Source organism: Thiobacter subterraneus (genome assembly GCF_055379455.1).
Window position 1 is genome coordinate 261448 of the sequence record NZ_AP042402.1, and the last position, 25109, is coordinate 286556.

The 25109-nt window shown below is 64.4% G+C and carries 24 protein-coding genes; 2 read left to right on the forward strand and 22 right to left on the reverse strand.

The genetic code is table 11. The features are described from left to right. Window positions 1–4: 4 nt before the first annotated feature. The 6 genes from ACZ42P_RS01475 to rpsB all read right to left on the reverse strand — a co-directional run bounded on the left by ACZ42P_RS01475 (window position 5) and on the right by rpsB (window position 4599). Window positions 5–832, reverse strand: a complete 828-nt coding sequence (locus ACZ42P_RS01475) for a phosphatidate cytidylyltransferase (protein ID WP_464898337.1) — start codon at window positions 830–832, stop codon at window positions 5–7. Then, window positions 825–1574 (reverse strand): polyprenyl diphosphate synthase, encoded by a 750-nt coding sequence (gene uppS, locus ACZ42P_RS01480; protein ID WP_464899345.1) that lies wholly within the window; start codon window positions 1572–1574, stop codon window positions 825–827. The genes ACZ42P_RS01475 and uppS overlap by 8 nt, the downstream gene beginning before the upstream one ends. Window positions 1575–1589: 15 nt before the next feature. Further along, a complete protein-coding gene (gene frr / locus ACZ42P_RS01485) occupies window positions 1590–2153 on the reverse strand; it encodes a ribosome recycling factor (RefSeq protein ID WP_464898338.1) in 564 nt (187 codons plus the stop codon). Between the two features lie 26 nt (window positions 2154–2179). Further along, on the reverse strand, window positions 2180–2896 hold the full coding sequence (pyrH, locus tag ACZ42P_RS01490; RefSeq protein WP_464898339.1) for a UMP kinase: 717 nt from the start codon (window positions 2894–2896) through the stop codon (window positions 2180–2182). A gap of 4 nt (window positions 2897–2900) precedes the next feature. Then, complete coding sequence (tsf, locus tag ACZ42P_RS01495; protein ID WP_464898340.1) at window positions 2901–3779, reverse strand: translation elongation factor Ts; 879 nt, start codon at window positions 3777–3779, stop codon at window positions 2901–2903. Window positions 3780–3852: 73 nt separating this feature from the next. Next, window positions 3853–4599 (reverse strand): 30S ribosomal protein S2, encoded by a 747-nt coding sequence (rpsB, locus tag ACZ42P_RS01500; protein ID WP_464898341.1) that lies wholly within the window; start codon window positions 4597–4599, stop codon window positions 3853–3855. Window positions 4600–4860: 261 nt separating this feature from the next. Here rpsB and map point away from each other — a divergent pair, with 261 nt between their 5' ends. Both map and ACZ42P_RS01510 read left to right on the forward strand, forming a co-directional pair. Beyond that, window positions 4861–5676 (forward strand): type I methionyl aminopeptidase, encoded by an 816-nt coding sequence (map, locus tag ACZ42P_RS01505; RefSeq protein WP_464898342.1) that lies wholly within the window; start codon window positions 4861–4863, stop codon window positions 5674–5676. Further along, window positions 5663–8251 (forward strand): [protein-PII] uridylyltransferase, encoded by a 2589-nt coding sequence (locus ACZ42P_RS01510; protein WP_464898343.1) that lies wholly within the window; start codon window positions 5663–5665, stop codon window positions 8249–8251. The genes map and ACZ42P_RS01510 overlap by 14 nt, the downstream gene beginning before the upstream one ends. A 6-nt stretch (window positions 8252–8257) precedes the next feature. On the opposite strand, the gene ACZ42P_RS01515 is transcribed toward ACZ42P_RS01510, so the two are convergent. The 16 genes from ACZ42P_RS01515 to galU form a co-directional block, all read right to left on the reverse strand. Continuing rightward, a complete protein-coding gene (locus tag ACZ42P_RS01515; protein WP_464898344.1) occupies window positions 8258–8536 on the reverse strand; it encodes an EscU/YscU/HrcU family type III secretion system export apparatus switch protein in 279 nt (92 codons plus the stop codon). Beyond that, on the reverse strand, window positions 8529–9608 hold the full coding sequence (fliK, locus tag ACZ42P_RS01520) for a flagellar hook-length control protein FliK (RefSeq protein WP_464898345.1): 1080 nt from the start codon (window positions 9606–9608) through the stop codon (window positions 8529–8531). Before fliK ends, ACZ42P_RS01515 begins: the two co-directional genes overlap by 8 nt. A 27-nt stretch (window positions 9609–9635) precedes the next feature. Further along, window positions 9636–10007 carry a DUF2802 domain-containing protein gene (locus ACZ42P_RS01525; protein WP_464898346.1) on the reverse strand — a complete coding sequence of 124 codons (372 nt, stop codon included), beginning with the start codon at window positions 10005–10007 and terminating at the stop codon, window positions 9636–9638. Window positions 10008–10063: 56 nt separating this feature from the next. Next, a complete protein-coding gene (locus ACZ42P_RS01530; RefSeq protein ID WP_464898347.1) occupies window positions 10064–10246 on the reverse strand; it encodes a hypothetical protein in 183 nt (60 codons plus the stop codon). Between the two features lie 9 nt (window positions 10247–10255). Beyond that, a complete protein-coding gene (locus ACZ42P_RS01535; protein WP_464898348.1) occupies window positions 10256–10588 on the reverse strand; it encodes a flagellar protein FliT in 333 nt (110 codons plus the stop codon). 2 nt (window positions 10589–10590) lie between these two features. Next, window positions 10591–11040 carry a flagellar export chaperone FliS gene (gene fliS / locus ACZ42P_RS01540; RefSeq protein ID WP_464898349.1) on the reverse strand — a complete coding sequence of 150 codons (450 nt, stop codon included), beginning with the start codon at window positions 11038–11040 and terminating at the stop codon, window positions 10591–10593. 24 nt (window positions 11041–11064) lie between these two features. Further along, entirely contained in the window at window positions 11065–12426 is a 1362-nt protein-coding gene (gene fliD, locus ACZ42P_RS01545) for a flagellar filament capping protein FliD (protein WP_464898350.1), read from the reverse strand. Between the two features lie 73 nt (window positions 12427–12499). After that, the gene (locus ACZ42P_RS01550) at window positions 12500–12883 is read right to left on the reverse strand and encodes a flagellar protein FlaG (RefSeq protein ID WP_464898351.1); all 384 of its coding nucleotides are present in this window, start codon (window positions 12881–12883) and stop codon (window positions 12500–12502) included. Window positions 12884–12978: 95 nt separating this feature from the next. Continuing rightward, complete coding sequence (locus ACZ42P_RS01555) at window positions 12979–13833, reverse strand: flagellin N-terminal helical domain-containing protein (RefSeq protein WP_464898352.1); 855 nt, start codon at window positions 13831–13833, stop codon at window positions 12979–12981. 189 nt (window positions 13834–14022) lie between these two features. Continuing rightward, window positions 14023–20274 (reverse strand): glycosyltransferase, encoded by a 6252-nt coding sequence (locus tag ACZ42P_RS01560; protein ID WP_464898353.1) that lies wholly within the window; start codon window positions 20272–20274, stop codon window positions 14023–14025. Between the two features lie 568 nt (window positions 20275–20842). Then, window positions 20843–21385, reverse strand: a complete 543-nt coding sequence (gene gmhB, locus ACZ42P_RS01565; protein ID WP_464898354.1) for a D-glycero-beta-D-manno-heptose 1,7-bisphosphate 7-phosphatase — start codon at window positions 21383–21385, stop codon at window positions 20843–20845. Next, window positions 21385–21918, reverse strand: coding sequence for a peptide deformylase (gene def / locus ACZ42P_RS01570; RefSeq protein ID WP_464898355.1), 534 nt, complete (start codon window positions 21916–21918; stop codon window positions 21385–21387). Before def ends, gmhB begins: the two co-directional genes overlap by 1 nt. A gap of 2 nt (window positions 21919–21920) precedes the next feature. Continuing rightward, window positions 21921–22667 carry an S-methyl-5'-thioinosine phosphorylase gene (locus tag ACZ42P_RS01575; RefSeq protein WP_464898356.1) on the reverse strand — a complete coding sequence of 249 codons (747 nt, stop codon included), beginning with the start codon at window positions 22665–22667 and terminating at the stop codon, window positions 21921–21923. A gap of 217 nt (window positions 22668–22884) precedes the next feature. Continuing rightward, window positions 22885–23433, reverse strand: a complete 549-nt coding sequence (locus ACZ42P_RS01580) for a hypoxanthine-guanine phosphoribosyltransferase (RefSeq protein ID WP_464898357.1) — start codon at window positions 23431–23433, stop codon at window positions 22885–22887. Window positions 23434–23834: 401 nt separating this feature from the next. Further along, on the reverse strand, window positions 23835–24203 hold the full coding sequence (locus ACZ42P_RS01585; protein ID WP_347306109.1) for a DsrE family protein: 369 nt from the start codon (window positions 24201–24203) through the stop codon (window positions 23835–23837). 17 nt (window positions 24204–24220) lie between these two features. Beyond that, entirely contained in the window at window positions 24221–25105 is an 885-nt protein-coding gene (gene galU / locus ACZ42P_RS01590; RefSeq protein WP_464898358.1) for a UTP--glucose-1-phosphate uridylyltransferase GalU, read from the reverse strand. Window positions 25106–25109: the final 4 nt, after the last annotated feature.

Consider the following 25109-nt stretch of genomic DNA (forward strand, 5'->3'; position numbering starts at 1 on the left):
CCTGCTAGTTGCCGAGCCGCCCCAGATAGGCCAGGGCGAGCAGCAGGAACACGGGCAGGGCCGCGGTCTGGCTGTCGATGCGGTCCAGCACGCCGCCATGGCCCGGGATCAGATGGCTGCTGTCCTTCACGCCCGCCAGGCGCTTGATGTGGGATTCGAACAGATCGCCCTCCACGCTCACCGCCACGACGAAGACGCAGGCCGCGATCAAAAGCGGCACCGACACCCCATGGCCGGCCAGGAGGAGGTTGGGGCTCGATGCCCCCACCAGCAGGGCCAACAGGGCCCCCGCCCCGAGCGCCCCGGCCACGCCTTCCCAGGTCTTGCCGGGGCTGATCCGGGGCGCGAGCTTGCGCCGTCCCCAGCGGTGGCCGGCGAAATAGGCGGCGCTGTCCGCGAGCCAGACCAGACCCATGACGAACAGGACCAGCCCCGGTCCGATCAGGCGCAGCTCCAGCAGGGCCACCCAGGTGGGCACGAGCAGCAGCCAGCCCGTGAGCATGCGCAGCAGGCGCCCCTCGGCGCGCCAGCCCCCCGCAAGCCAGAGGGGCGCCACTCCCAGCCAGAACAGGGTGGCCAGCACGGCGAGCGTCCGGGTGAGCGCCGCGCCGGTTTCCAGCAGGTGATAACAGGCAGCCAGAATGAGCGCGGTGAGAGTCAGATAGGCCCGTTCCCACCCCGCGCCGAAACCCGACAGCCGCGCCCATTCGTGGGCGGCGAGCAGGACCACGGCGCCCAGCAGCGCCGCCCATGCCCATTGCGGCAGCAGGAACAGCGCCGCCAGGAACAGCGGGATCAGGATCAGCGCGACGAGCAGGCGCTGTCTAAGCATTTTCCTTGAGCTGCTCGCTGGTGCGGCCGAAACGCCGCTCCCGGCGCTGGAAGGATGCAATGGCCGCATCGAAGGCCCTGGCATCGAAATCGGGCCAGAGCGTGTCGGTGAAATAAAGCTCGGTGTAGGCGAGCTGCCAGAGCAGGAAATTGCTGATGCGCTGCTCACCGCCGGTGCGTATGAAGAGATCGGGTTCCGGCGCGTCGGCCAGACAGAGGTAAGGCGCGAGATCCTCCTCATCGAAGCCGTGCACCAGTTCCGGGTGTTCCGCCAGCATGCGGTTGGCGGCCTGGAGGATGTCCCAGCGTCCGCCGTAGTTGGCGGCAATGGTCAGCGTCAGTCGGGTATTGTTGGCGGTGAGGGCCTCGGCATCGGCGATGAGTTTCTGCAGCCGCTCGTCGAAACGCGACACATCGCCGATGAGACGAAAACGGATGTCGTTCTCGTGCAGCTTGGTCACTTCCTGCTCCAGGGCCACCACAAACAGCTGCATGAGCAGGGAGACCTCCTCCGGCGGGCGGCGCCAGTTTTCGCTGCTGAACGCGAACAGGGTGAGGTACTGCACGCCGCGCTCGATGCAGGCGCGAATGATCTCGCGCACCGTTTCCACGCCCTTGCGGTGCCCCGCCACGCGCGGCAACATGCGCTGCCGGGCCCAGCGGCCGTTGCCATCCATGATGATGGCCACGTGGCGCGGCACATGGCTGGGTTCCGGAATGGCGCGGGTGGAGCTGCGGAACAGGGACACGGCCCCGCCTCAGATCGCCAGCAGATCGGCTTCTTTGGCCTGGAGCAGCTTGTCGATCTCGGCGACGAAGCGGTCGGTGAGCTTCTGCACGTCCTCTTCCGCGCGCCGTGCCTCGTCCTCGCTGATCTGCTTGTCCTTGACCATCTCCTTGAGGGTGTTGTTGGCATCGCGCCGCACGTTGCGCACCGCCACCTTGGCCGTCTCACCCTCGTGCTTGACCACCTTGATCAGCTCGCGCCGCCGCTCTTCGGTGAGGGGCGGCATGGGCACGCGGATCATGTCGCCCTGGGAGGCGGGATTGAGGCCCAGATCGGATTCGCGAATGGCCTTTTCCACCACGGGCAGCATCTTTTTCTCCCAGGGCGTGACGCCGATGGTACGGGCGTCCACCAGGGTGACACTGGCCACCTGGTTCATGGGCACCTGGCTGCCGTAATAGTCCACCATGATGTGATCCAGCAGGCCGGTGTGGGCGCGGCCGGTGCGCACCTTGCCGAGATCCGCCTTGAGCGCCTCGATGGCCTTCTGCATCTTCTGTTCGGCCTGTTTCTTCACTTCGGCAACGGAACTCATGTGTTCATTCCTCTCCGATCGATGGTTCAGTTCACCGTCACCAGGGTGCCCTCGTCCTCGCCGCGCACCACACGCTCCAGCGCGTCCGGCTTGAAGATGCTGAACACGCACACCGGCAGCTTCTGCTCCCGGCACAGGGCGAAGGCGGTGGCGTCCATCACACCCAGATTGCGGGCGATGGCCTCGTCGAAGGTGAGGGTGCCGTAACGCCGGGCATTGGGATCCTTCTTGGGGTCCGCGCTGTAGATGCCATCCACCTTGGTCGCCTTGAGCACGATGTCGGCACCGATTTCGGCGCCGCGCAGGGCGGCGGCGGTATCGGTGGTGAAGAAGGGATTGCCGGTGCCGGCGGCGAAGATCACCACCTTGCCCTCTTCCAGATAGCGCAGGGCCTTGCCCCGGATATAGGGCTCGGCCACCTGTTCGATGGTGAGGGCCGACTGCACACGGCACTCCACGCCCAGGCGGCGCAGGGCGTCCTGCAGCGCCAGGGCGTTGATCACCGTGGCCAGCATGCCCATGTAGTCGGCCTGGGCACGGTCCATGCCGGCCGCCCCCGCCGAGACGCCGCGGAAGATGTTGCCACCGCCAATGACGATGCCGATCCTCACCCCCAGCGCGGCGGTGCGTGCCACCTGGGCGGCCATGCCCTCCAGCGTCGCGCGGTCGATGCCGTAGCTGCCCTCGCCCATCAGGGCCTCGCCGGAGAGCTTGAGCAGGATACGCCGGTAGCGCAGCGCCATGAGCTCAGACTTTTGCTGCGGCGGCCACTTCGGCCGCGTAGTCCACGACCTTCTTCTCGATGCCCTCGCCCACGATGAACAGGGTGAAACCGTTCACGCTGGCCCCCTTGGACTTGAGCAGCGCCTCCACGGTCTGGTCCGGATTCTTGACGAAGGGCTGCCCCAGCAGGGTCACTTCCGCCAGGAACTTGGCCACGCTGCCTTCCACGATCTTGTCCACGATGTTGGCGGGCTTGCCGGATTCCAGCGCCCGGGCCTTGGCGATCTCGCGCTCGCGCTCGATGGTTTCGGCCGGCACCTGGTCCTTGGACACCGCGATGGGTTTGGAAGCCGCCACGTGCATGGCGATGTCCTTGCCCAGGGTCTCGTCGCCGCCGTTCAGGTCCACCATCACGCCGATCCGGTTGCCGTGCAGATACACCGACAGCCTGCCGGAGGTGGCGAAGCGGGCGATGCGACGGATGGTCATGTTCTCACCCAGCTTCATGATCAGCGCCTGGCGCGCTTCCTCGACGGTCTGACCGGAGGCCATCTTGAGCTGGGACAGGGCCGCCACGTCGGCGGGATCATGCTCGGCCACCAGTTTGGCGCACTCCTTGGCGAAGTTGACGAATTCCTCGTTCTTGGCCACGAAGTCGGTCTCGCAGTTGACTTCCACCAGGGCACCGATTTTGCCGTCCGGGCTCACGTAGCTGCCGATCACGCCTTCCGCCGCCACGCGGCCGGCAGCCTTGGAGGCCTTGGCGCCGCTCTTGATGCGCAGCAGGTCCTCGGCCTTGTTCATGTCGCCATTGGCCTCGGTGAGGGCTTTTTTGCATTCCATCATGCCGAGCCCGGTGCGCTCGCGCAGTTCCTTCACCATACTTGCGGTGATTTCAGCCATTGTGTGCTCCTAATGACAGATTCGAGAGAGGGGAGGTCCGGGTGAAACGAAAAAGGGGCTTGCGCCCCTTGCCTCAGGCGGCGGGCTGTTCCGTGTCCGCGACCTCGATGAATTCCTCGCCGCCGACGATTTCACTGATGATCTGGGCCTTGCCCTCCAGCACCGCGTCGGCCACGCCGCGCGCATAAAGCCGGATGGCACGGCTGGAGTCGTCGTTGCCCGGAATGAGGTAGTCCACTCCTTCCGGCGAGCAGTTGGTATCCACCACGGCCACCACCGGAATGCCCAGCTTGCGCGCTTCCGTGACGGCCCCCTTGTGGTAGCCCACGTCGATGACGAACAGGGCATCCGGCAGGTTGTTCATGTCCTGGATGCCGCCCAGGCTGCGCTCCAGCTTCTCCAGCTCGCGCCGGTAGCCCAGGGCTTCCTTCTTGGCCATCTTGTCCAGGGTGCCGTCCTCGGCCATCTGCTGCATTTCGCGCAGACGCTTCACCGACTGCTTGACGGTCTTGAAGTTGGTGAGCATGCCGCCCAGCCAGCGATGGTTGACAAAGGGCATGCCGGCCCGGCGCGCCTCTTCGGCGATGATGTCCCGGCCCTGGCGCTTGGTGCACACGAACAGGATGGTGCCCTTGTTGGCCGCCAGCTGGCGCACGAATTTGAGCGCCTCCTCGTACAGGGGGAGGGTCTTTTCCAGATTGATGATGTGGATCTTGTTGCGTTCCCCAAAGATGTAGGGAGCCATCCTGGGGTTCCAGTAGCGGGTCTGGTGGCCGAAATGGACACCCGCTTCCAGCATCTGACGCATGGTGACGGACATGGGAATACTCCTAGCCAAAGGGTTGAGCCTCCACCCGCCGGGCCGACACCGGCGCGCTGCACCGGCACCCTTCTGGCCCGCCGTCTTGCACACGGCGACGGCAGGTGTGGGAATTTTCGCGGTCGGGGACCCTCCCCGGCCTGGCGAAGCCGGGCATTATAGCGGGGCGGCGCTAATTCGTTCAAGGGAAAGCGCATTTTTTGGCGTGCCGGGGGCGGGCAGGGTATAATCAACCTTTTTCGTCAACTATTCGACCGTTGCATGGCCATCTCCATCAAGACCCCCGAGGAAATCGAAAAAATGCGCGTCGCCGGGCGCCTCGCCTCCGAGGTGCTGGATTACATCGCGCCGTTCATCCAACCCGGCATCACCACGGGGGAGATCGACCGCCTCTGCCACGACTACATGGTGAACGTGCAGGGCACCATCCCGGCGCCCCTCAACTACGCCCCGCCCGGCTATCCCCCCTACCCCAAGTCCGTGTGCACCTCGGTCAACCACGTGATCTGCCACGGTGTGCCCTCGGACACCAAGAAGCTCAAGAACGGCGACATCATCAATGTGGACGTCACGGTCATCAAGGACGGTTTCCACGGCGACACCAGCCGCATGTTCTACGTGGGCGAGCCCTCCATCCTGGCGCGCCGCCTGTGCGAGGTGACCTTCGAATGCATGTGGCTGGGCATCGAGGAGGTGGCGCCCGGCAAGCACCTGGGCGATATCGGCCATGCCATCCAGACCCACGCCCATGCCCACGGCTTCTCCGTGGTGCGCGAATTCTGCGGCCACGGCATTGGCCGCAATTTCCACGAGGAGCCCCAGGTGGTGCACTACGGCAAGCCCCACACAGGCGTGGAAATGAGGCCCGGCATGATCTTCACCATCGAGCCCATGATCAACGCCGGCAAGCGCGACATCCGCCAGCTCGCCGACGGCTGGACCATCGTCACCAAGGATCACAGCCTGTCGGCCCAGTGGGAACACACCGTGCTGGTCACGGAAACCGGCTACGAGGTGCTCACCCTCTCCGCCGGCGCGCCGGCCAAACCGGCGCGGCTCAGCCGTGTCGCGGCCTGAGCCGCTGCCCGGCGAATCCCTCGACCTTTCCGCGCTGCGCGCGGCCCTGAGGAACCAGCGCGCGCGCCTGCTCGCCGCCTATCAGGCGCACCCCCGCCCCCGCGCCTACTTGCGTGCCCACAGCGATCTTTTGGATGGCGTGCTGATCCGCCTCTGGCAGGCGGCAGCCCTGCCGGGTGAGACGGCCCTGGTGGCGGTGGGCGGCTTCGGACGGCGGGAGCAGTTTCCCCACTCCGACGTGGACCTCCTGATCCTGCTGCGGGAGGAGCCGGAGGCGCGGCTCGCCGCCGCCATCGAACGGCTGGTGGGCAGCTTCTGGGACGTGGGGCTGGAAATCGGCCACAGCGTGCGCACGCTGGCGTCCTGTCTGGAGGAGGCCGCACGGGACGTCACCGTGGCCACCAATCTGCTGGAGGCGCGCCGCCTCGCGGGCTCGCCCCGGCTGTTCCGGGACTTCCGCCAGGCCTTCGCGGCTAGCCTGGACGTGCCGCGCTTCGTGGCCGCCAAGCTGCTGGAACAGCAACAGCGCCACGCCCGTTTCCAGGACAGCGCCTACAACCTGGAGCCCAACGTCAAGGAAAGCCCGGGCAGCCTGCGCGATCTGCACAACTGCCTGTGGCTGGCCCGGGCCCTGGGAATCGGCCAGGGCTGGCAGGCCCTGGCCCGGCAGGGGCTCCTGACGGGGGCCGAGGTGCGGCGCCTGCTGGCGCTGGCAGCCCGGCTCCAGGATCTGCGCATCCGGCTGCACCGCCTGGCGGGACGGCGCGAAGACCGTTTGCTGTTCGATTTCCAGGACAGCCTCGCCCGCGAGCTGGGCTGCCGGCCGCGCGCCGGCCACGCCGCCAGCGACGTGCTGATGCAGCGCTACTACCGCACCGCCAAGCAGGTGCGCCTGTTCAACCACGCCCTCATCATCGGCCTGAAGGCGCGTCTGGAGCCGGTGGCCGGCGAACCCGTGCTCATCAACGCCAGTTTCTCCCGCCGCCGGGGGCTGCTGGAACTGAACGCGCCGGACGTGTTCGAGCGGCATCCTGGGGCCATCCTGGAGGCCTTCCTGCTGCTGCAGCAACGCACGGATTTGGACGATCTGAGTCCCGCCACGGTACGTGCCCTGCTGCGCGCCCTGCCGCGCATCGATGCCGCCTTCCGGCGCGCGCCGGAGAACCGTGCCCGCTTCCTCGCCATGCTGCGCGCGCCGCGGGGCCTCACCCACGGCCTGCGGCGGATGAATCTTTACGGGGTGCTGGGGCGCTACCTGCCGGTGTTCGGCCGCATCGTGGGCCAGATGCAGCACGATCTGTTCCACGTCTATACCGTGGACGAGCACATCCTCATGGTGGTGCGCAACCTGCGCCGCTTCACCCTGCCGGAATACGCCCACGAATATCCCCTCTGCTCCCGCCTCATCGCCAACTTCGAGCGGCCCGAGGTGCTCTACATCGCCGCCCTGTTCCACGACATCGCCAAGGGCCGTGGCGGCGACCATTCCCTGCTGGGCGCCCGCGATGCGCGCCGCTTCTGCCGCGAGCACGGCCTGCCGGAGGAGGACACCGAGCTGGTGGTGTGGCTGGTGGCGGAACACCTGACCATGTCCGCCACGGCCCAGAAGCAGGATCTCTCCGACCCGGCCGTGATCGCCGCCTTCGCGGCGAAAGTGCAAACCCTGCGCCGGCTCACGGCCCTTTATCTGCTCACGGTGGCCGACATCCGGGGCACCAGCCCCAAGGTGTGGAATGCCTGGAAGGGCAAGCTGCTGGAGGATCTGTTCCGCGCCACCGAGCGCCATCTCACGGGCGGTCGGGTGAGCCCGGATGAGCAGATCGAGACGCGCCGGCGGGAGGCGCTGCGTCTGCTGGCCCTGGAGGCGGTGGCCCCGGAAGTGCCGCAGGAAGTATGGCCGGCGCTGGGGGAAAACTATTTCCTGCGCCACAGCGTGCAGGAAATCGCCTGGCACACACGCATGCTGGCCCACAGCCTCTATACCGGGTCGCCGCTGGTGCGGGCCCGCGTCGCCCCTCATGGAGAAGGCATCCAGGTGATGATCTACACCCTGGACCGGGACGACCTGTTCGCGCGCATCTGCGCCTTCTTCGAGCGCATGAACTACAACGTGGTGGAAGCCAAGATCTACACCACGCCCCGCGGCTTTGCCCTGGACACCTTTCTCATCCTCGACCTGGGCGGCATCAGCCAGAGCTATCGCGACCTGCTGCCCTTCATCGAGTACGAGCTGGCGGAACGGCTGGCCTCCTCCACACCGCCGGAGCCGCCCCTGGCGGGCCGGGTGAGCCGCCAGGTACGCCATTTCCCCATCGAACCAAGGGTGAGTCTGGCGCCGGACGAGCGCGGCCAGTATCACGTGCTGTCGGTGACGGCAAGCGACCGGCCCGGGCTTTTGTCGCGCATCGCCCAGGTGCTGCTGCGCCATGGCATCCGGCTGCACATGGCCAAGATCGCCACCCTGGGGGAACGGGCGGAAGACACCTTCCTGGTGCGCGCCGACGACGACCGGCTGAGCCACCCGCGTCAGGTGGTGCAGCTGGAAGCCGACCTGGTCGCGGCCATCAGGCACTGACGGCGCTCAGCCGGCGCCAGCCTGCTCCTGTTCCAGCCGGTAGAGCCAGGCCAAAAGCTCGGCCACGGCCAGGTAGAGCTCGGGGGGAATCTGCTCGTCCAGATCCACCTGCATCAGCAGCGCCACCAGCGCCGGCGACTCGTGGACATACACCCCTGCCGCGCGGGCACGCTCGATGATGGTCTCGGCCAGGACGCCGCGCCCCTTGGCCACCACGCGCGGCGCGGCCATGCCCTCGCGGTAGGCCAGGGCCACGGCACTGCGGCGCATTTCCGGCTTATCCATGGTCCCTCACCCGGAACTGGGCAAGACGCAGCCCCGCCCGCTCAAACCCTTCTGCCAGGGCTTGCGCCCCTGCCTCCAGGGCGGTGCGTGCCTGGTCTTCGCCGGCCAGCAGATCCACATGCACCCCCAGGGCATCGAGTCGCAGCCGCGCCTCTACCCCGCCCAGGCTGGGCAGGGTGAGCGCCAGCCGGGTGACCCACTGCCGCTCCGCCGGTGCGCCCTCCCCTCCCCCTTCACGCTCCTCGATTTCCCAGCGCAGGGTTTGGCCGGGCCAAACCTCGCCCTGCCAGATGAGCTGGCGGGTATCCAGCGCTTCCAGTTGCTGCTGCACCAGGGACGCCGCCTGGGGATGAACGGGGTCCCGCAGTCCCGGCAGGCCCTCCGCCGCGCGTGCCGGCCCGCTTCCGGTGTCGGGCAACGGGGAGGCCGCCGGGGGCACGGGCTCACCATTGCCGGCCGCCGGGGCCGGCCGGCCCGCGTCAATATGGGCGGCGGCGAAGGCACGCGGCTGCGACAGCTGACCCTGGGGTTCCCGCAGCAGCGCCGCCAGGCTGCGCTCCCCCGCCACCCACTGCGCCTGGTGGGATTCATAAAACAGCCCGCTCTCGGCCAGGGCCGTCTTGAGGGCCACGGCAAGCTTCTGGGGATCGCTGGGCGGCGCGTTGAGCACCGGCGTGGCGGCGGTGGCTGGGGCACTCTGGGCGGCCAGGTTGCTGGCCCGGGCGAGCAGGGCACCGATGTAGCGGGCGGTGTCGCTCAGATTGACCGGGGAGCGGTTGGGCGCCGCGGGCTCGCCGGCCAGCATGAAGGTCAGGCGCGGCTGGCTGCCCACGTAGCGCAGCTCCACCTGACTGCCGGGCTGGGTGTCGCGGGGCAGGTTGAGGTCCAGGTGCTGGTCGTTGACCTGCACCAGAAACCGCCCGCTGGGCAACTGGGACAGCACGGTGGCGCGCACCTGCTGCCCCGGGGTGAGCTTGAGGAAGGTTTCGGGCAGGCGCTCCGCCCCTTCCACCAGGGGCGTGGTGCGGCGCAGCAGCTGCTGGAGCTGGGCGAGGACGTCGTTGACCGGCATCTCAGCGTCCCCGCGATGCGGAGAGGGTCAGAGGTGCCCGCCCCGCTGCATGGCGACGATGAGTTCCGCCTCGGCGCGGGAAATGCCGCAGGAGGCTGCCACTTCCGCCACGTCCAGCCCCTGCTTGGCGAGCTGGAAGGCTTTGGTATAGGGCGTGACGGGCGTTTCCTCGGTGGCGCGGCTCGCAGCCTGTTCCAGCCGGTTCACACGCTCCCGGAGCTCGGCCACCTCCCGGCGCAGCTCCATGAGTTCCCGCGCCTGGGCACCCCGTCGCCAGAGTGTCCTGCCCTGGCCACGGGAGCCGTGCATGAGGAGCAGCAGCTCGGCGATGTACACGCCCAGCACCACGATCGCGCCGATCAGGATTTCCTTCCAGGTGAGAACGAACGCGCCTTCCATGACCACTTCCTCGCAGGGCAGTCGCGACGTGAAGGATTATAGCCCCTCCCTTTTTCTCAGGCGTAGTCGTCCACGTGGCCGGGCGGCGTGGGGGCCTGGGGCGTGGGGGATGGCGGCTGGCGGCGGCGCTGGCGCTGGCGCGGCCAGTCGGGACGGCGCGGCAGCCGGTCAGGCTTGACGGGGACAAGATCCGGCACCTGCCCCAAGGGCCCGGTTTGCGCCAGCCTCTGCCCGTCCACGGCGCCGCCTCAGCCGCCCGCGCCCGACCCATGGTGATACGCCTCGGCGAGCTTGCGCTGGGCACGCAGGGTGGCCAGCATGTCCTGCATCTCGTCCATCCAGGCGCGGGTGAGGCGGGTGATTTCCTGGTCGGCCTTGAGGATCGCCCGGATGCAGCCATCCTTCTCGGCGGCGCGGGGGCCGAAATCCACTTCCTGGGCGGTCACGCGTTCGATCATGGCCTTGCGGTCGGTTTCCAGATTGACCAGGGTGTCCCAGTCCCCTGCCCGGGCGGCAGCCAGCATGCGCCGCGTGGTCTCCTCGATCACGCGGTACTGGTCGAGCGCCTCGGTGGCATCCATGGTCACGCCCTCAGGCTCACGCCGCTGGCCGCCTCGGTGAGCCTGGCCGGGGCCGCCTGCTGGCGTTCCTGCGCGGCCAGCTCCACCCAGGCCTCGCGCAGGCTTGCGAGCAGGCCCATGACTTCGTCCAGCATGGCGGGGTCGTTTTTCAGGTTGGCAGTGGCCATGCGCCGCTTCATGTAGTCGTAGAGATCATCCAGGTTGCGCGCGATCTCGCCGCCCTTTTCGTGGTTGAGCACCGAGCGCAGCCCCTCCACGATGCCGATGGCCTTGGAAATCAGGGCGCCCTTCTCGGCGAGCTTCATCTCCTGCATCCGCCCCTTGGCCGAGGCGAGGGCCGCCAGCGCCCCGTCATAGAGCAGCACGATGAGCTGCACGGGGCTCGCCGTGGAGACGGCGGTTTGCAGATCCACGTCCGCATAGGCGTTGAGAGCCCGGTTCATCGTGTTCATGGTGGTCGTCCGTCCTTTCGTCGGTCAGCGGGGAAGTGAGGAAAGCGCGCGCATGAGCTGGCTGCTGGTCTGCTGCATGCTGCCCAGCATGGCATCCAGCGCGGCAAACTGGGCGCGCAGGCGCTGCTCCATGCGATCGAGCCGCACCAAGAGCTGATCCTTGCGCCGCTCGATCTCCGAGATGTTGGCATTGAGACCCTGCGTGGCGGCATCCAGCACGCCGTTGGTCTGCAGCAGGTTGCCCAGTTCGGTGTACAGCCGCTGGCCGAAGCCCTGGGTGTCGTCCGTAAACAACCGGATCACGCTGTCCAGTTTGCCGGTGACGGCGGCATCGAAGTCGCTGGCATTGAGGGCCAGCTTGCCGTCCTTCTGGATGCTGATGCCGATCTGGGACAGGTAGTTGAAATCGTTTCCGGTCAGATTAACGGAAGCGTTGAATACGCCCAGGATCTGGGACCGGATCGTGAGCACCGTGTTGCGTCCTTCCAGGGTGCCGCCCTTGCGGTGCAGCTCGTCCATGTCGCTCACCAGCTTGTTGTAGGCGCTGATGAAATCGTTGACCTTGCCCTTGATCGCCTCCTTGTCCACGGCCACCGTGAGTGTGGTGCTGCCGGTCGCCTTGAGATTCAGGGTGACGCCCTGGATCACGCGGCTCACCGTGTTGGAGGCGCTGGTGATGCCGGTGAGTCCGTCCACGGTGAGGATGGCATCCTGCGCCGCCACGGTCTGGCTGAGGTTCTGCGCGCCCGGGACGTAGGAAAGGCGGGACAGGCCCAGGTTGTCCGTGTTGTTGCCGTCGCCGGTGTCGTTCACGGCCACCGTGATGGCCTTGGCCGCGCCCGTGTCCCGGGGCGAGAGCACCAGGCGGTAGCCGCTGCCATCGTTGAGCAGGGTGGCGGAGACGCCGAAGTTGCCCGTGGCGGAGTTGATGGCATTGGCGATGCCCGCCAGGGTGTTGTTGCTGCTGTCGATGGTGACGGAAAAACTGTCCGTGCCGTTGCTCAGGGTCAGGGTGCCCTCGCCCACCGGCGTGGTGTTGGTGTCGGCGAAGGCCGCGGACACCAGCTTCTGTGCCTGGGCGAGCTGGGTCACGGTGATGGAATGGGTGCCCGCCAGCGCGGTGGCATCCGCGGAGGCAGTGAAATAGCCGTCACTGGCCGGCGTGGCCTTGAAAACCTGAAAATCGGCCGCGTCCTTGAGCGCACCGATGGCGCTCTGCAGGGCGGCGAGGTCGCTCTTCAGCCGACCGTAGGCGGAAATCTCGCTGTTGAGCTGCGATTTCTTCTGGTCGAGGACGTTGAGCGGCTTGCGCTCGATGGCCATGAGCTGGGAGACCAGCCCGTTGACGTCCAGATTGGAACCAATCCCGGCCGATGAAATCGCCATGACACTCTCCTGTATTGCCTGTTTTCCCCGAAGGAACGGCATGGCGCACGAAGCGCCATGCCGGACTGCCCGATCAGACCTTGGACCGGAACAACACGCCCTGCGCCGAATCCAGATGCTTCGCGATGTTGAGCGCCTCTTCCGGGGGAATCTGGCGGATCACCTCGCCGGTTTCCCGATCCACCACCTTCACCACCACCATCTTGGTGTCCTTGTCCACCGAGATTTTGAGATCGCTCTGGGCGGACTGGATGAAGGCATTGATGCGCTCCACCGCCTGCTTCACCGCCTGGGCATCGGCCTGCTGCTTCTGCCCGGGCAGCGCCTGAACCGGCGCGGGTACGGCTATCGGCGGCGGTGTGGAAACCGGCAGCTCCGCCGGCGGGTTCTGCGCCGCAGACGGGGCACCGGTCATCCCCACCGACTGGCCCAACGGGGAAATGGGACCGTTTGACATGGCCTACCCTCCGTGCATGAGGGGATCAGATGGAGGAAAAGGCCGCCGGCGTGCGCCTTTGGCCCCTCCCGTCCTCATGCTCCCCTGTTCCGGATTTACCGCAGGAGCGTCAGCGCCGTCTGCGGCAGGGCATTGGCCTGGGCCAGCACCGCGGTGCCCGCCTGCTGCAGGATCTGGCCGCGGGTGAGCGCGGCGGTCTCGGCCGCGAAGTCGGCATCCATGATGCGGCTGCGGGAAGCCTCCAGGTTCTCCACATAGTTCTGCAGGTTGGCGATCACCGCCTCGAACCGGTTCTGCACCGCACCGAAGGTGGAGCGGATGGTGGAAATCTGGGCGATGTCCGCGTCGAGGTTTGCCAGTGCCGCCGAGGCAGTCGTCTGGCTCGTGACGTCGATGACTTTCGTTGCAGTGAGGGAGCCACTGTAGGTATAGAGACCACCCGCACCGTTTGTGGCCAGGTTGGTCGTCGTCACAGTGACCTGGTTATCGGCGGTACCGCTGGCACCGACCTGGAACGTGAGTGTATTGCTGCCAGACAGCAGCAACGTGCCATTGAACTGGGTGGTCTGCACGATCCGGGAAATCTCCTGGGTCAGCTGGTCCACCTCTTTTTGCAGCTGTTTCCGGTTGTCATCGCTCAACGTGCCGTTGGCCGCCTGCACCGCGATCTCGCGGATGCGCTGGATATTGTTGGCAATCTGGCCCAGGGCGCCCTCGGCGGTCTGGCCCAGGGAAATTCCGTCGTTGGCATTGCGCACCGCCTGGTTGTTGCCCCGGATCTGGGCAGTCAGGGCCTGGGAAACCGCCAGACCCGCCGCATCGTCCTTGGCGCTGTTGACGCGCAGACCCGAGGACAGCCGCTGCAGCGTGACCGCCAGCTGGCTGCTGTTGGTGGCCAGGTTGCGCTGGGCGTTCAGGGAGGCAATGTTGGTATTGACGATCAGAGCCATTTTTCATCTCCTTGACAGGTAAACCCGCATGGCGGCGGGCGCGGCGACAGGTTGGATGCGTCGCCGTCAAGCCCTTTAACGGAGAGGGGGGGCGAAACTTTAGCCTGGGCGGGCAGGAAGTGTGGACCTAGCTACGGGTGGACGCACGGCGCCCGGCCGCGCGCCCACCCGGCACTCCGGCACTGAACCTTACCGCGTCAGCGCCCGCAGCCATTCGCCGAGGTGGTCTTCCAGGATGTAATGCTGCAGAACCCATTGGCGAAGGCGCTCGCCTTCCCTTTCTGCGGCGTCCAGATCGTAAATCCGCTCGCGGATCGCCTCGATCCAGGCCTCCGGCGTATTGGGCACCCGTTTGACCGGTGCCTCCCGGTACGGATAAATGTCAGTGCAAACCACTGGCCAGCCCAGAATGCCGTATTCCAGAAGCCGCAGATTGCTCTTGGCTTCATTGAACGGGTTGATGGCGAGGGGCGCCACGGCCAGATCGAGGTCCAGGCTCGCCAGCTTGGCGGGATAGTCGTAAAACGAGACCACGAAGTCGTGATACTCCCTGACGAACGGCCGCAGCGCCTCGGGACACATGCCGAAGAACACCCAGTCCACCTCCTGCGCAGTGGCCTTGACCACCTCCACGATGAGGGCAAGGTCACCAGCGTGCTGCTGGGCGCCCGCCCAGCCAACGCGGGCCCTGGTGCCCCGCCGCCGGCGGGAAGACAATCCTCCCCAGATCGCCTTTTCGAGCCGGTTGGGGATGACGCGCACGTCCCCATGCATGGCGCGGCAAAGTTCGGCAATGGGTTCCGTGCTGACCACCACCCGGTCGCACAGGGAGAGCGCCTTCCGCAGCCGAGGCTTGACATCCCGCGGCGCGTGGCGAAAGAAAGGGTTCTCGGGCGGCATTTGGGTGACCAGATCGTCCAGGGCAAAAACCAGCATGACGTCGCCGTTGAACTGTCGGTAGTCAGCCATGGCCTGGAGCGCCGGATCCCCCAAGGCGGCCTGCAGCACCAGGGTGTCGGGCTTGGCGCGCTCGAGCTCCACCGGCGTGGGCAGGCGACTCTCGAAATATTTGCCGGTCTGAACCACATCACCGTGGGCCAGCGCGGCCCGGCTCAGGGCCCGGAAGGGGCTGATCACACGATATTCACCGGAGCCGCCCGAGAGAGGCAGGCCCAGCAGGCGGGGCCGATCATGGAAATAAGGATCCCAGTCGATGACGATGGCGGTTTCCACCTCGTATCCCGGAGGCTGGAGGCTGAGATGACGGTTGTAGGCAGGGTCGTTGGCCAGAGTGGGAAGCCACTTGGCCAGCATGGCACGGTGTTCTGCCTCAAACCGCTGGACCTGCATGGCCTGCGCGACCACATCTCCGCCGCCCGCCTTTTGGGAAGCAGAGCCGTGATGCACCACCGTCGCATAGGGGGTCCAGACGACCTTGTAGCCACGTATGCCGATCTTCAGGCAGAGATCCACATCGTTGAAGGAAACTGCGAAACGCTGTTCGTCAAACCCGTCCACTTCCTCGAAAACTGAGCGCCGTACCAACATGCACGCCGCCGTGACGGCGGAATAGTTCTGGTCCACCAGGGCGCGGTTCATGTAACCGGGATCGGTCAGGCCGAGCTCTCCAGTGAACACGTGCTCAGCCACCCCACGTAAACCCAGCACAACGCCTGCGTGCTGCAGTTTGCCGGTTTCGGGATAGACGAGGCGGGCACCTACGACGCCGACCTCCGGGCGCTGCCCGTGGGATACCATGCGCTCCAGCCATTCCCCCTGAACGATCTGGGTATCGTTGTTGAGCAGCAGCAGATATTCTCCCCGCGCCTGCCGCGCCGCCTCGTTGTTCATTGCGGAAAAATTGAACGGCGCGTCGTAGGCAAGTATTCGAACACGCTCCCCCTGGGTCTGCTCGAGATCACGGTAGTACTCGAGGAGATCCGGATCCGTGCTGCCGTTGTCAACGATCAGCACCTCATAGTTCGGATAGGTGGTCTTTTCCAGCAGGCTCTCGACGCAGGGCTGGAGATACTCCAGCTTGTCCCGATTGGGAATGATGACAGAGACAAGGGGGGTGCTCGTATGCCGGTACACGATTCTGTGCGTGCCCGGGATGTATCCGGGCAGCACGTCTCCACTGATGCCAGCCCGGACCAAATGCTCCCGCACTGCCTCCATGGCGGCCTCTGCCGACCAGGTAAGGATCCCGGTACCCGGCAGGTGCAGCAACACGTCAGCGACATGCCCAATGCTCGCCTCACCAAAGCGATCGAGGACCCTCAACAGGAGGTCATAGGATTCCGCCCCCTCCAGCCCGGAATAGCCTCCCGCTTCCAGCAGGGCATCTCCGCGCACAAGAAATGGTCCCACGTAGTCCATGGAGCGGAGCAGGTCCAGGTTGAAATCGGGTTTGAACCAGGGGTCGCCAAAATTGCCGTCGGCCAGGATGCGGTCGTCGTCGCAGTAGATGACCCGCCACTCCGGGTGCAAATCGATGTAGTCGCCCCAGCGCAGCAGCGCGTGCGGTTCTATTTTGGCTCCGCCCGGAAGCAGCCAGAGCCAGTCGCCAGCTCCTTCGGCAGCCAGGGCGTTGACTGCACGCACCCGTTCCTCGGAAGAATGCGCTTCGACCCAGCCGAGCTGCTCGACTTCGTTGAATGCCGGATCCGGCGCAGCAAAAGGCGCGACGACGACCAGGCGCCAGCCCGGGTAAAGCTGGCTGGCAAGCGAATCGATCGTGTCCGCCAGCTGGGTCTCCTGCCCAGGCTGCAGCATCAATACCAGGCGAAAAGTCGGCCGCTGCTTCCATTTGCGCATCATCCGCTCCGCGAAAGTCTGGGCATGTACCTCCGTCAAGGACTGTTTGGACCGCCACAGTGCATAGGATTCATCCCGAGGCGCACTGTGAGCCACACCCGCACTCAGGCTCTCGTGCTTGGGCGGCATGAACCTGCGCGCTTCCCAGATTGCCTTCAGCTCGCGCAGGAACAAGGCGCCCTGGGCAAGCTTCTGGTGTGCCTGCATTCGCGCCCGAGCCCGTTGCCCCTTTTCCACTCGCAATTTCTCGTCCTCGAATAGCTGGCGCATCCAGGCTGCCGCATCAGCAACCGAGGGTTCGGCCCATACACAGTCACCTCCGACAAACTCAGGGGTATAAACACGAATCGTGCCGTTCAATGGACGCAGCCTGTAACGTACCAGACAGGCCGACTCATGATCCATGAACGACATGTTCCCCGACCACGCCGTGGCAATGACCGGTTTCCCCAGGGCCATGGCCTCCATCAGTCCCAACCCAAGCCCTTCCGACCGATGCAACGAGACAAACACGTCGCAACTGGCATAGAGCTCAAGTGCGGTCCGGTAATTCATTTTTTCTACGACCAGAATGATTCTCGGATCGCGCTCCGCCGCAACCCTCACCTGCTCCGCGGCGGGATGAAGTCTTCCATTGATGTAAGCGTTGTTTATTTTGAAAACAAGCCTTACGTTTGGCTCGGACGGGAAAGCCAGCTTGAAAGCCTCGAGGACTGCGAACGGATTTTTTCGCGCGGGATCGCTGTGCGGCTCAAAGCTGTTGATGAAAACGAGGCAATCTTCCGGCAAACCGAATCTCGCACGATCACCCCGAATCCCATCCGGGAGGTACAACGGATGATGCGCGAGCAGGGTAAAGACGCCCGACAGGTTGAACTCGAAGGCATAACGAATGAACTCCGACTCTGCCAACAAGACATCCATGCTTTCCAAGGCGCCCCGCCATGCTTTGGGCACCACCGGAAGCTCCCACATGGACAGTCCCACCAAAAGTCGGGCCCGGTCAAAGAGCCGCGGCGAAGTACGCGCCAGGTATGCAATAGTTTCTGGGGGCAAGATAAAAATACTCACCTGATGTGTCAGATCCCTTTCGCTGGCCACCTCATAGTGCGCGTATGTCAAATCGGCACGCCAGCGCCCCAATCCAGGGTCAATGTCTAGGATTTTGACAGGTATGTTGTGTTCCAGCAGTAGCGCGATAAAATTCCTTGCGGTCACCCCGATACCAAGATTTCCGCTTACATGCCCGATAATATTGACGCCGAAACCAGGGCTTTTGCCTTGGCCTAGGCTATCAGATGGCTCGACAGCAATTTTTGCAACCGGTTCAGGATCGGCCACCTTCTTTTGCAGCTCTAATGAGAGCCCCTTGAACCGAAAACTTTCGCCTAGTGTATGGGCAATCTCCGCAATCAGGCGCGCCCCAACACCTTCCCAACTGAAATTGGCCCGCGCGTGTGCATGGCCCGCCTCGACCATACGGGCAACCAGCTTGTCGTTGGTGCTGCTTGTCAATTCGCGAATTGCTGCCGGAAACTCCGCAACTTCCCTGATCCTGCAGTGTATTCCGTCAACCAGCCCGAGCCCTCTGGCACCAAATGGCGTCGTGACCAGCGGCACTCCCGCAGCGAGAAATTCGATTGTTTTTAAGTTGGTCCCCGACCCAATCTCCATGGGGTTGACAGCCACCGCGGCTATTGCAAGCAGCTCCTTTTTCTCTTCCTCGCTTATCATCCCCACCAAATGTACATTGCTGCGCCTGGATCCATTTGGGAAAGCGTCGCAAACCGACCCGGCTGCGATAAATTGTATTTCCGGCAGTTGATCGGCTATGCGAAAAACGCTTTCTAATGCATGCACATTTGGAAGATGGTTTGACCCTATGAATACCGCGATTTTCGGCAAATTGCTGGTATCGCGTAGTCGTACGCGCTCCCCGAGGCTGACGAACTCAATCTCTGCTTCCGAATAGCCATTTGGCGCAACGAATATTTTTTCCAAGGGAGTGTTATAAAGCTCGCTTAGCCGTTTTCGGTCCTCTTCAGAACAGCAGTACACCACCTCGCTGCGTTTGCAGCAGGCTTTCTCCACCTCCTCGACAACCTTGAGCAGCACGTCACGTATCGGGGACTCTGGGAGCATCTGGCGTTTTAAATCAAATTCCACGTTGTGTGCGTCGTAAAAAATCGGTCCGTTCCACACCGCCGCTACAGCCGGATAGAGATACGGATGGCTCAAACAGACAAAATTAGCACCCTTTACAAGATCGCGAAGCACATCCATAAACTCCGGCGTATCAAATATGTGGGACGTCATTCCGATGTCCTCTGTCGACAGAGACGCCGCATTATTTAGTTCAACTTCGTGCGCAAGCTGCAGGATGCTCTTGGCCACCCTTATCTCCCTGTAGCCGGGCTGGATAACATATGTCCCAGGCGGCTTGTCCGGTCCAGAAATGGTCAAAAGCGTCACCTCAAATCTTCCCAACAAGGACCTATACAAATAAAAAACTCGGCGCTCACCCCCGGAAATTGCCGGATAAACCGGGAATGGGGCAGCAACCACGAGGCAAGGCTTTGTTTTCCCTGCCGCTTGGTCGATCGCGTGAAAACTGAATCCGTGTGTACGAGGACCTGTAGCGCCTGCGTCTACCCCGGTAGCAGGGTTTAGCAATGTTTCTAGATGGCTCAACTGCGCTGCATTGTACCCGTGGTTGGCAAACAGTCTTAGTACCTGATCCGCGCGGCGGATAAATCTTGCCACCTCGCGCGGATGGCGCTCATGCCGAGGCATGGCGCAGTCGTCGAAGGTAAGGTGCGCAATTCCCAGTTTAGCCAGGGATTCGAGGATGGTTTTCCGGTAGGCGGCGCTGCTGCTCAGCAAATCCATGGAAATCGTTACGTCACACCGGGGACCGGCTTCAAGCATGGCATAACACCACAGCCCTAAGAACGCGGTAAGGCGTGTATCCGAGTCCAACTCCAGTTCCTGATATTGACGGATAGCATCCCGTGGGTCGGTCTCCGTGAGGGCGGGGACGGCCAATCGCTCGCGTAACGCTTGCATCACCGGAGGCGCGAAGCTCGACCGCAATATCAGCAGAGAGGTCGCATCAAAATAGGAATTGACCTGGTACGAACGCCACTGATCATAGGGCGATCGCCACAAGAACACATTTACTGCCCGGAAACGATTCGTGATCCATGCCAAGCGTCCGGTGGAGCGACAGCATTGCAGGACGGGACGGCGTGGGGCTTTCGTGCATAGAAGTGAAAAATACCTCTCCAAATCGGGCGCGGCCGAGTGAGAATCCATGAAGTAAAGGTCATAAGAAAATTCTGGTCTGAAGACCCGGCCAATTTCTTCTGCTAGTGGCGCATACTCCTCAAAATATGCTTTCTCGAGCGCAGGGTGGCGCAACCCTGCGGCTAGACGCTTACTCTCGGTAAGATCTTGCAGCCAAGCAACCTCTTGGGCACACCTGAGCAGCTGTTCGTGCAATGGCTCCTGATAGCAATAATACTTGCTGCCACCGCCAGCACGCCTGAACACGTCGAAAATATAGGTGCTGCCCGAGCGAAAGAGAGAATGAACAATGACGGGGAGGTCAGTGGCTGAAACCATAGTGGCTATCCCTATAGTGACTTTGAACGCTCAGTCGGACAATCCTTACAATCCGCTCGATTACGTTCGGAAGCACGGCCTTAATTTGGCTGTAGCAGCAGCGAGTTACCATACTCAAACCATACCCCACCCCGTGCCAACCCAACAGCCGAGATTCACGCACATTTACGCTATTTGAATGAGGCACAAACAGGGAGACTAGAGGCTGTGCTCACTTGAATTTATTTAAGTCATGGTGCCTGGAAACCTAACAGGTTGGTAAAAACCGGGTCCATCTGGGCAGGCGGTGAAATTGGTTCACTGGAAATCCTGACACCCTGACCCCGATGCGAGGCAAGACGATCAATCAAGGCGCGATGTTCTCCTACGTGAGCCTGGAAGACCGTATCCATAAAACCCGTCCCCTGAGCAAGCTGCGCCTTCTGCTCGATGGGATGCCTGCACCCCTTGCACCCGTGCCGGCAGACCTTGCAGGGGCGAGGGCTTTCAGCCCGGCATGCTGGGCCCGTGGTTGACTACAGACCCATTGCGGCAGTCTGGCGCGGAACTTGAGGATTTTTTGCAAGTGTTACTGGAGAATCCACTCCACCGCCCGCCCCACGTCCTGGACGATGACGGTGGCCGGGGGGACGTTTTTCTGCTCCTCCACCCCGTAGCCGGTCAGGACGAGGATGGGCATGGCGCCCACGGCGAGGGCGGCTTCCACGTCCGCCGCCTTGTCGCCGATCATGTAGGAGCGGGTGAGGTCGATGTCATGTTCCCGCGCGGCCTGGAGGAGCATGCCGGGCTCGGGCTTGCGGCAGTCGCAGTCGCGGTTTTCACCGTACTGGGGATGGTGGGGACAGTAATAGTAGGCGTCGATGCGGGCACCGTGGCGTTTCAGGTCTTCGTCCACCCGCTGGTGCAGGGCGAGCACGTCGGCCTCGGTGTAGTAGCCGCGGGCGATGCCGGACTGGTTGGTGGTGACGATGACCAGGAACCCCGCCTCGTTCAGACGCCGGATGGCGTCGATGGCACCCGGTATCCATTCCCAGTCCTCCCAGCGGTGGAGGTATTCCTTCTCCACGTTGAGCGTGCCATCACGGTCGAGAAAAACGGCGGCCTTGCCCATCAGTCGTCCTGCAAATGCTGGCCCGGAAAGAGCACATCGGTGAAGCCGAACTTGCGCAAATCCCGCATGCGCATGGGGTAGAGAATGCCATAAAGGTGGTCCACCTCGTGCTGCACCACGCGCGCGTGGAAGCCTTCCACCGTGCGGTCGATGGGGGTGCCGCGGGCGTCGAACCCCTGATAGCGCAGGCGCCGGTAACGGGGCACCAGACCGCGCAGGCCGGGCACCGAGAGACAGCCCTCCCAGCCCTCCTCCATTTCATCGTCGAGCTTGGTGAGGGTGGGATTGATGAGGACGGTGTAGGGCACTTCCTCCGCGTCCGGATAGCGTGGATTGCGGCGCACGCCGAAGATCACCACCTGCAGGGGCACGCCGATCTGCGGGGCGGCCAGCCCCGCTCCGTCGTAGGCTTCCATGGTGTCGTGCATGTCCTGGATGAGTGCGTGCAGCTCGGGGGTGTCGAAACGTTCCACCGGATCCGCCACCCGCAGCAGCCGCGGATCGCCCATGCGCAGGATTTCCCGGACGGCCATGGTCAGCTCGCGTGCAGGCTCACCAGGTGCTCGAGAATGGTGCGCACCCGCTGCATGGCACCCTTGAGCACCGACTCGACATCGGTGAGACGGATCCCCTGGGCGCTCGAGCCGCGGCCTGCGGCATAGTTGGCCACCACGCCCAGGTGGGCGTAGCACAGGCCCAGCTCCTTGGCGAGAATGGCTTCCGGCATGCCGGTCATGCCCACCATGGTGGCACCATCCCGCTCCAGCCGGTCGATCTCCGCCTTGGTTTCCAGCCGGGGTCCCTGGGTGCAGGCATAGACCCCGCCGGCGACGTAGCTCTCCCCCGCGGCTGCCGCCGCCTGCATGCAGAGGTGGCGCATGTCCTCGCAATAGGGCTGGGTGAAGTCGAGGTGCACCACGGGCGTGTCGTTGCCTTCCCGGTAGGTGCTCTTGCGGCCCCAGGTGTAGTCGATGATCTGGTCCGGAATGACGATGCGTCCCGGGGTCAGGTCCGGGTGAATGCCGCCCACCGAGGCCACGGACACCACGTCCTTCACGCCCCGCGAATGGAGCGCCCACATGTTGGCGCGGTAGTTCACCTCATGGGGCGCGATGGTGTGGCCGTAACCGTGCCGCGCGAGGAAGATCACCTCCTCGTTTTTGATGCGGCCGAAGGTCAGCGCGCCGGAGGGCTCTCCGTAAGGCGTGCGGATGACCTGCCGGTGGGTGATTTCCAGATTGGCGAGCTGGGTGAGGCCGGTGCCTCCGATGATGGCGAGCATAATGCGGAATTCCGTGGCTGACTGCCGGCGACGCAACGATGCCGGCATTTTACCCGGGTTTCGCCGGCCCGGCTTGCGGGTGCACCAGGCGCCGCAGGCAGCGTTTCGGCGCGGGCGCGCCTTCGCCACGGCAGCTCTTCACCCGCCACGCTGGCCGCTGCAGGAACACGCTCCCGGGAGGCGGAAGGGGTGCCGAGCCTTCCGCAACGCTCAACGATCAGCCTTCCCGCAGGGCGTAGATCTCCGGCAGATTGCGCCAGGCACCATGGGCGTCCATGCCGCAGCCGAACACGAAGCGGTTGGGCAGCCGAAGCCCCACGAAATCGGCGTGCAGGGGCTTGTCTCGCCCGGTGTCCTTCTCCGTGAGCACGGCGCAATAGACTTCCGCCGCACCCATGTCCAGGAGTTTGTCGCGAATGGCGGCGAGGGTGCGGCCCTCGTCGAGAATGTCGTCCAGCACCAGCACCACCCTCCCCTTCACGCTTTCGCCGGGCAGCACTTTCCACAGGAGCTCGGCCCCTTGGGTTGCCCGGCCGTAGCGGCTGGCGTGCACGTAGTCGAAATCGAGGGGGAAACGCAGCAGGGGCAGGAGCTGCCCGGTAAACACCACCGCGCCCCCCATGACCGAGAGCACGAGGGGATAGCGCTCACCCAGGCGGGCGGTGATCTCGGCCGCCACCCGCTGGATGGCGGCAGTGACCTCGTCTTTGGAGTAGATCAGCTCCGCTTCCCGGAGCATGGCCCAGGCTTGTTCGGCAGTCAGCACGGATGGTCCTCGATGGAATGGATGCGGCCGAAAAACCTGCTCAAAGATTTTTCCGGCCCGTTTCATGCTTTTTGGCTTCGTCGGTGGCTGCCCCGGCCATCGCGGCTGAAGCCGCTCCCACATAGCCCCAGCCCCCACTGTGGAAGGCGCTTTGGCGGCGACCGGGGGGCCGGCTCCCAAAAGGCTGCTTCCATGGCCATCGCGGCTGAAGCCGCTCCCACACAGCCCCAGCCCCCACTGTGGGAGGCGCTTTAGCGGCGACCAGGGGGTCGGCTCCCAAAAGGCTGCCTCCATGGCCATCGCGGCTCAAGCCGCTCCCACCAGGGCCTGTGTCGCGGCTCAAGCCGCTCCCACAAGTTGCGCTGATCGCCGCAGGAGCGCGGTACCTGGGTCTCTTTCCCTCAATAGGTGAAGGTCACGGTGTCGTCATCCATGGCCCGCTGGATGAGGTAGGCACCGCCCACGGTTTCCTCGATCTCCGGGATCAGGTCCTCGCCCCACAGTTCCAGGGTTGGGGTGCACACCTTGAAGCGCACGCCGGCCTCATGGGCATCCCGCATGAAGTCGTACACGGTCTTGCCGCTGCCTTCCTTGATCTGGATGCGCTCGGCCACGCCGCGCTTGGCCAGTTCGCCCGCCCCCGCGGTCAGGATGATCTCCACGTCGTATTCCATGGCCGCGGCGACGGTGGCCTGGAAAAACGGCGCCCCCAGCTCCGCCGGATTGCGCGGGTCGGTGTTCACCATCACGATCATCAGCTTGTCGGCCATGATGCCCTCCTTGGCAGTCACCCGGGCAGGCGGCCCTGCAGGGAAAGCAGGTAGTCCCGGAACGCCCCGCCCACCTCCGGATGCTTCAAAGCATAGTCGATGGTCGCCTTGAGATAGCCCAGCTTGCTGCCGCAGTCGTAGCGGGTGCCCGTAAATTCGTAGGCGAGGATGGGTTCCTCGGCGAGCAGGGCGGCGATGGCGTCGGTGAGCTGGATTTCGCCGCCGGCGCCGGGCTGCACCTCCCGCAGCAGGTCGAACACCCGGGGGGTGAGGATGTAGCGGCCCACCACGGCCAGGGTGGAGGGCGCCTCTTCCGGTTTCGGTTTCTCCACGATGCCCTTCACCCGCCACAGGCGTTCAGCCGCGGGCTCGGCATCCACGATGCCGTAGAAGCGGGTGTGGGCGCGTTCCACCCGCTGTACCCCCAGAACGGAGCAGCGGTGCGTCTCGTACAGGGCCACCATCTGGGCCAGGGCGGGCGGCGTGCCGTCGATGAGGTCATCGGCGAGGATCACCGCGAAGGGTTCGCCGTCCACCACCGGCTGGGCACACAGCACCGCATGGCCCAGGCCCAGGGCCTCCGGCTGCCGGGTATAGACGCAGCTCACCGCAGGCGGGAGCATGGCGCGCAGGGTGGCAAGCACGTCGTGCTTGCCCCGTGCCGCGAGCTCCGCCTCCAGTTCGTAGTTCTTGTCGAAATGATCCTCGATGGCGCGCTTGCTGCGTCCGGTGACGAATACCATTTCCGTGAGCCCCGCGGCAATGGCCTCCTCCACGGCGTACTGGATGAGGGGTTTGTCCACCACCGGCAGCATTTCCTTGGGGCTCGCCTTGGTGGCCGGCAAAAAGCGCGTGCCCATGCCCGCCACGGGATAGACGGCCTTGGTGAGTTTTTTCTGCATGTCT

Excerpts from the sequence above, each read along its gene's own strand:
- ACZ42P_RS01475 (WP_464898337.1), bottom strand. The coding sequence starts at position 832 with ATGCTTAGACAGCGCCTGCTCGTCGCGCTGATCCTGATCCCGCTGTTC.
- frr (WP_464898338.1), bottom strand. The coding sequence starts at position 2,153 with ATGAGTTCCGTTGCCGAAGTGAAGAAACAGGCCGAACAGAAGATGCAG.
- pyrH (WP_464898339.1), bottom strand. The coding sequence starts at position 2,896 with ATGGCGCTGCGCTACCGGCGTATCCTGCTCAAGCTCTCCGGCGAGGCC.
- tsf (WP_464898340.1), bottom strand. The coding sequence starts at position 3,779 with ATGGCTGAAATCACCGCAAGTATGGTGAAGGAACTGCGCGAGCGCACC.
- rpsB (WP_464898341.1), bottom strand. The coding sequence starts at position 4,599 with ATGTCCGTCACCATGCGTCAGATGCTGGAAGCGGGTGTCCATTTCGGC.
- map (WP_464898342.1), top strand. The coding sequence starts at position 4,861 with ATGGCCATCTCCATCAAGACCCCCGAGGAAATCGAAAAAATGCGCGTC.
- ACZ42P_RS01515 (WP_464898344.1), bottom strand. The coding sequence starts at position 8,536 with ATGGATAAGCCGGAAATGCGCCGCAGTGCCGTGGCCCTGGCCTACCGC.
- fliK (WP_464898345.1), bottom strand. The coding sequence starts at position 9,608 with ATGCCGGTCAACGACGTCCTCGCCCAGCTCCAGCAGCTGCTGCGCCGC.
- ACZ42P_RS01525 (WP_464898346.1), bottom strand. The coding sequence starts at position 10,007 with ATGGAAGGCGCGTTCGTTCTCACCTGGAAGGAAATCCTGATCGGCGCG.
- ACZ42P_RS01535 (WP_464898348.1), bottom strand. The coding sequence starts at position 10,588 with ATGGATGCCACCGAGGCGCTCGACCAGTACCGCGTGATCGAGGAGACC.
- fliS (WP_464898349.1), bottom strand. The coding sequence starts at position 11,040 with ATGAACACGATGAACCGGGCTCTCAACGCCTATGCGGACGTGGATCTG.
- fliD (WP_464898350.1), bottom strand. The coding sequence starts at position 12,426 with ATGGCGATTTCATCGGCCGGGATTGGTTCCAATCTGGACGTCAACGGG.
- ACZ42P_RS01550 (WP_464898351.1), bottom strand. The coding sequence starts at position 12,883 with ATGTCAAACGGTCCCATTTCCCCGTTGGGCCAGTCGGTGGGGATGACC.
- ACZ42P_RS01555 (WP_464898352.1), bottom strand. The coding sequence starts at position 13,833 with ATGGCTCTGATCGTCAATACCAACATTGCCTCCCTGAACGCCCAGCGC.
- ACZ42P_RS01560 (WP_464898353.1), bottom strand. The coding sequence starts at position 20,274 with ATGGTTTCAGCCACTGACCTCCCCGTCATTGTTCATTCTCTCTTTCGC.
- gmhB (WP_464898354.1), bottom strand. The coding sequence starts at position 21,385 with ATGGGCAAGGCCGCCGTTTTTCTCGACCGTGATGGCACGCTCAACGTG.
- def (WP_464898355.1), bottom strand. The coding sequence starts at position 21,918 with ATGGCCGTCCGGGAAATCCTGCGCATGGGCGATCCGCGGCTGCTGCGG.
- ACZ42P_RS01575 (WP_464898356.1), bottom strand. The coding sequence starts at position 22,667 with ATGCTCGCCATCATCGGAGGCACCGGCCTCACCCAGCTCGCCAATCTG.
- ACZ42P_RS01585 (WP_347306109.1), bottom strand. The coding sequence starts at position 24,203 with ATGGCCGACAAGCTGATGATCGTGATGGTGAACACCGACCCGCGCAAT.
- galU (WP_464898358.1), bottom strand. The coding sequence starts at position 25,105 with ATGCAGAAAAAACTCACCAAGGCCGTCTATCCCGTGGCGGGCATGGGC.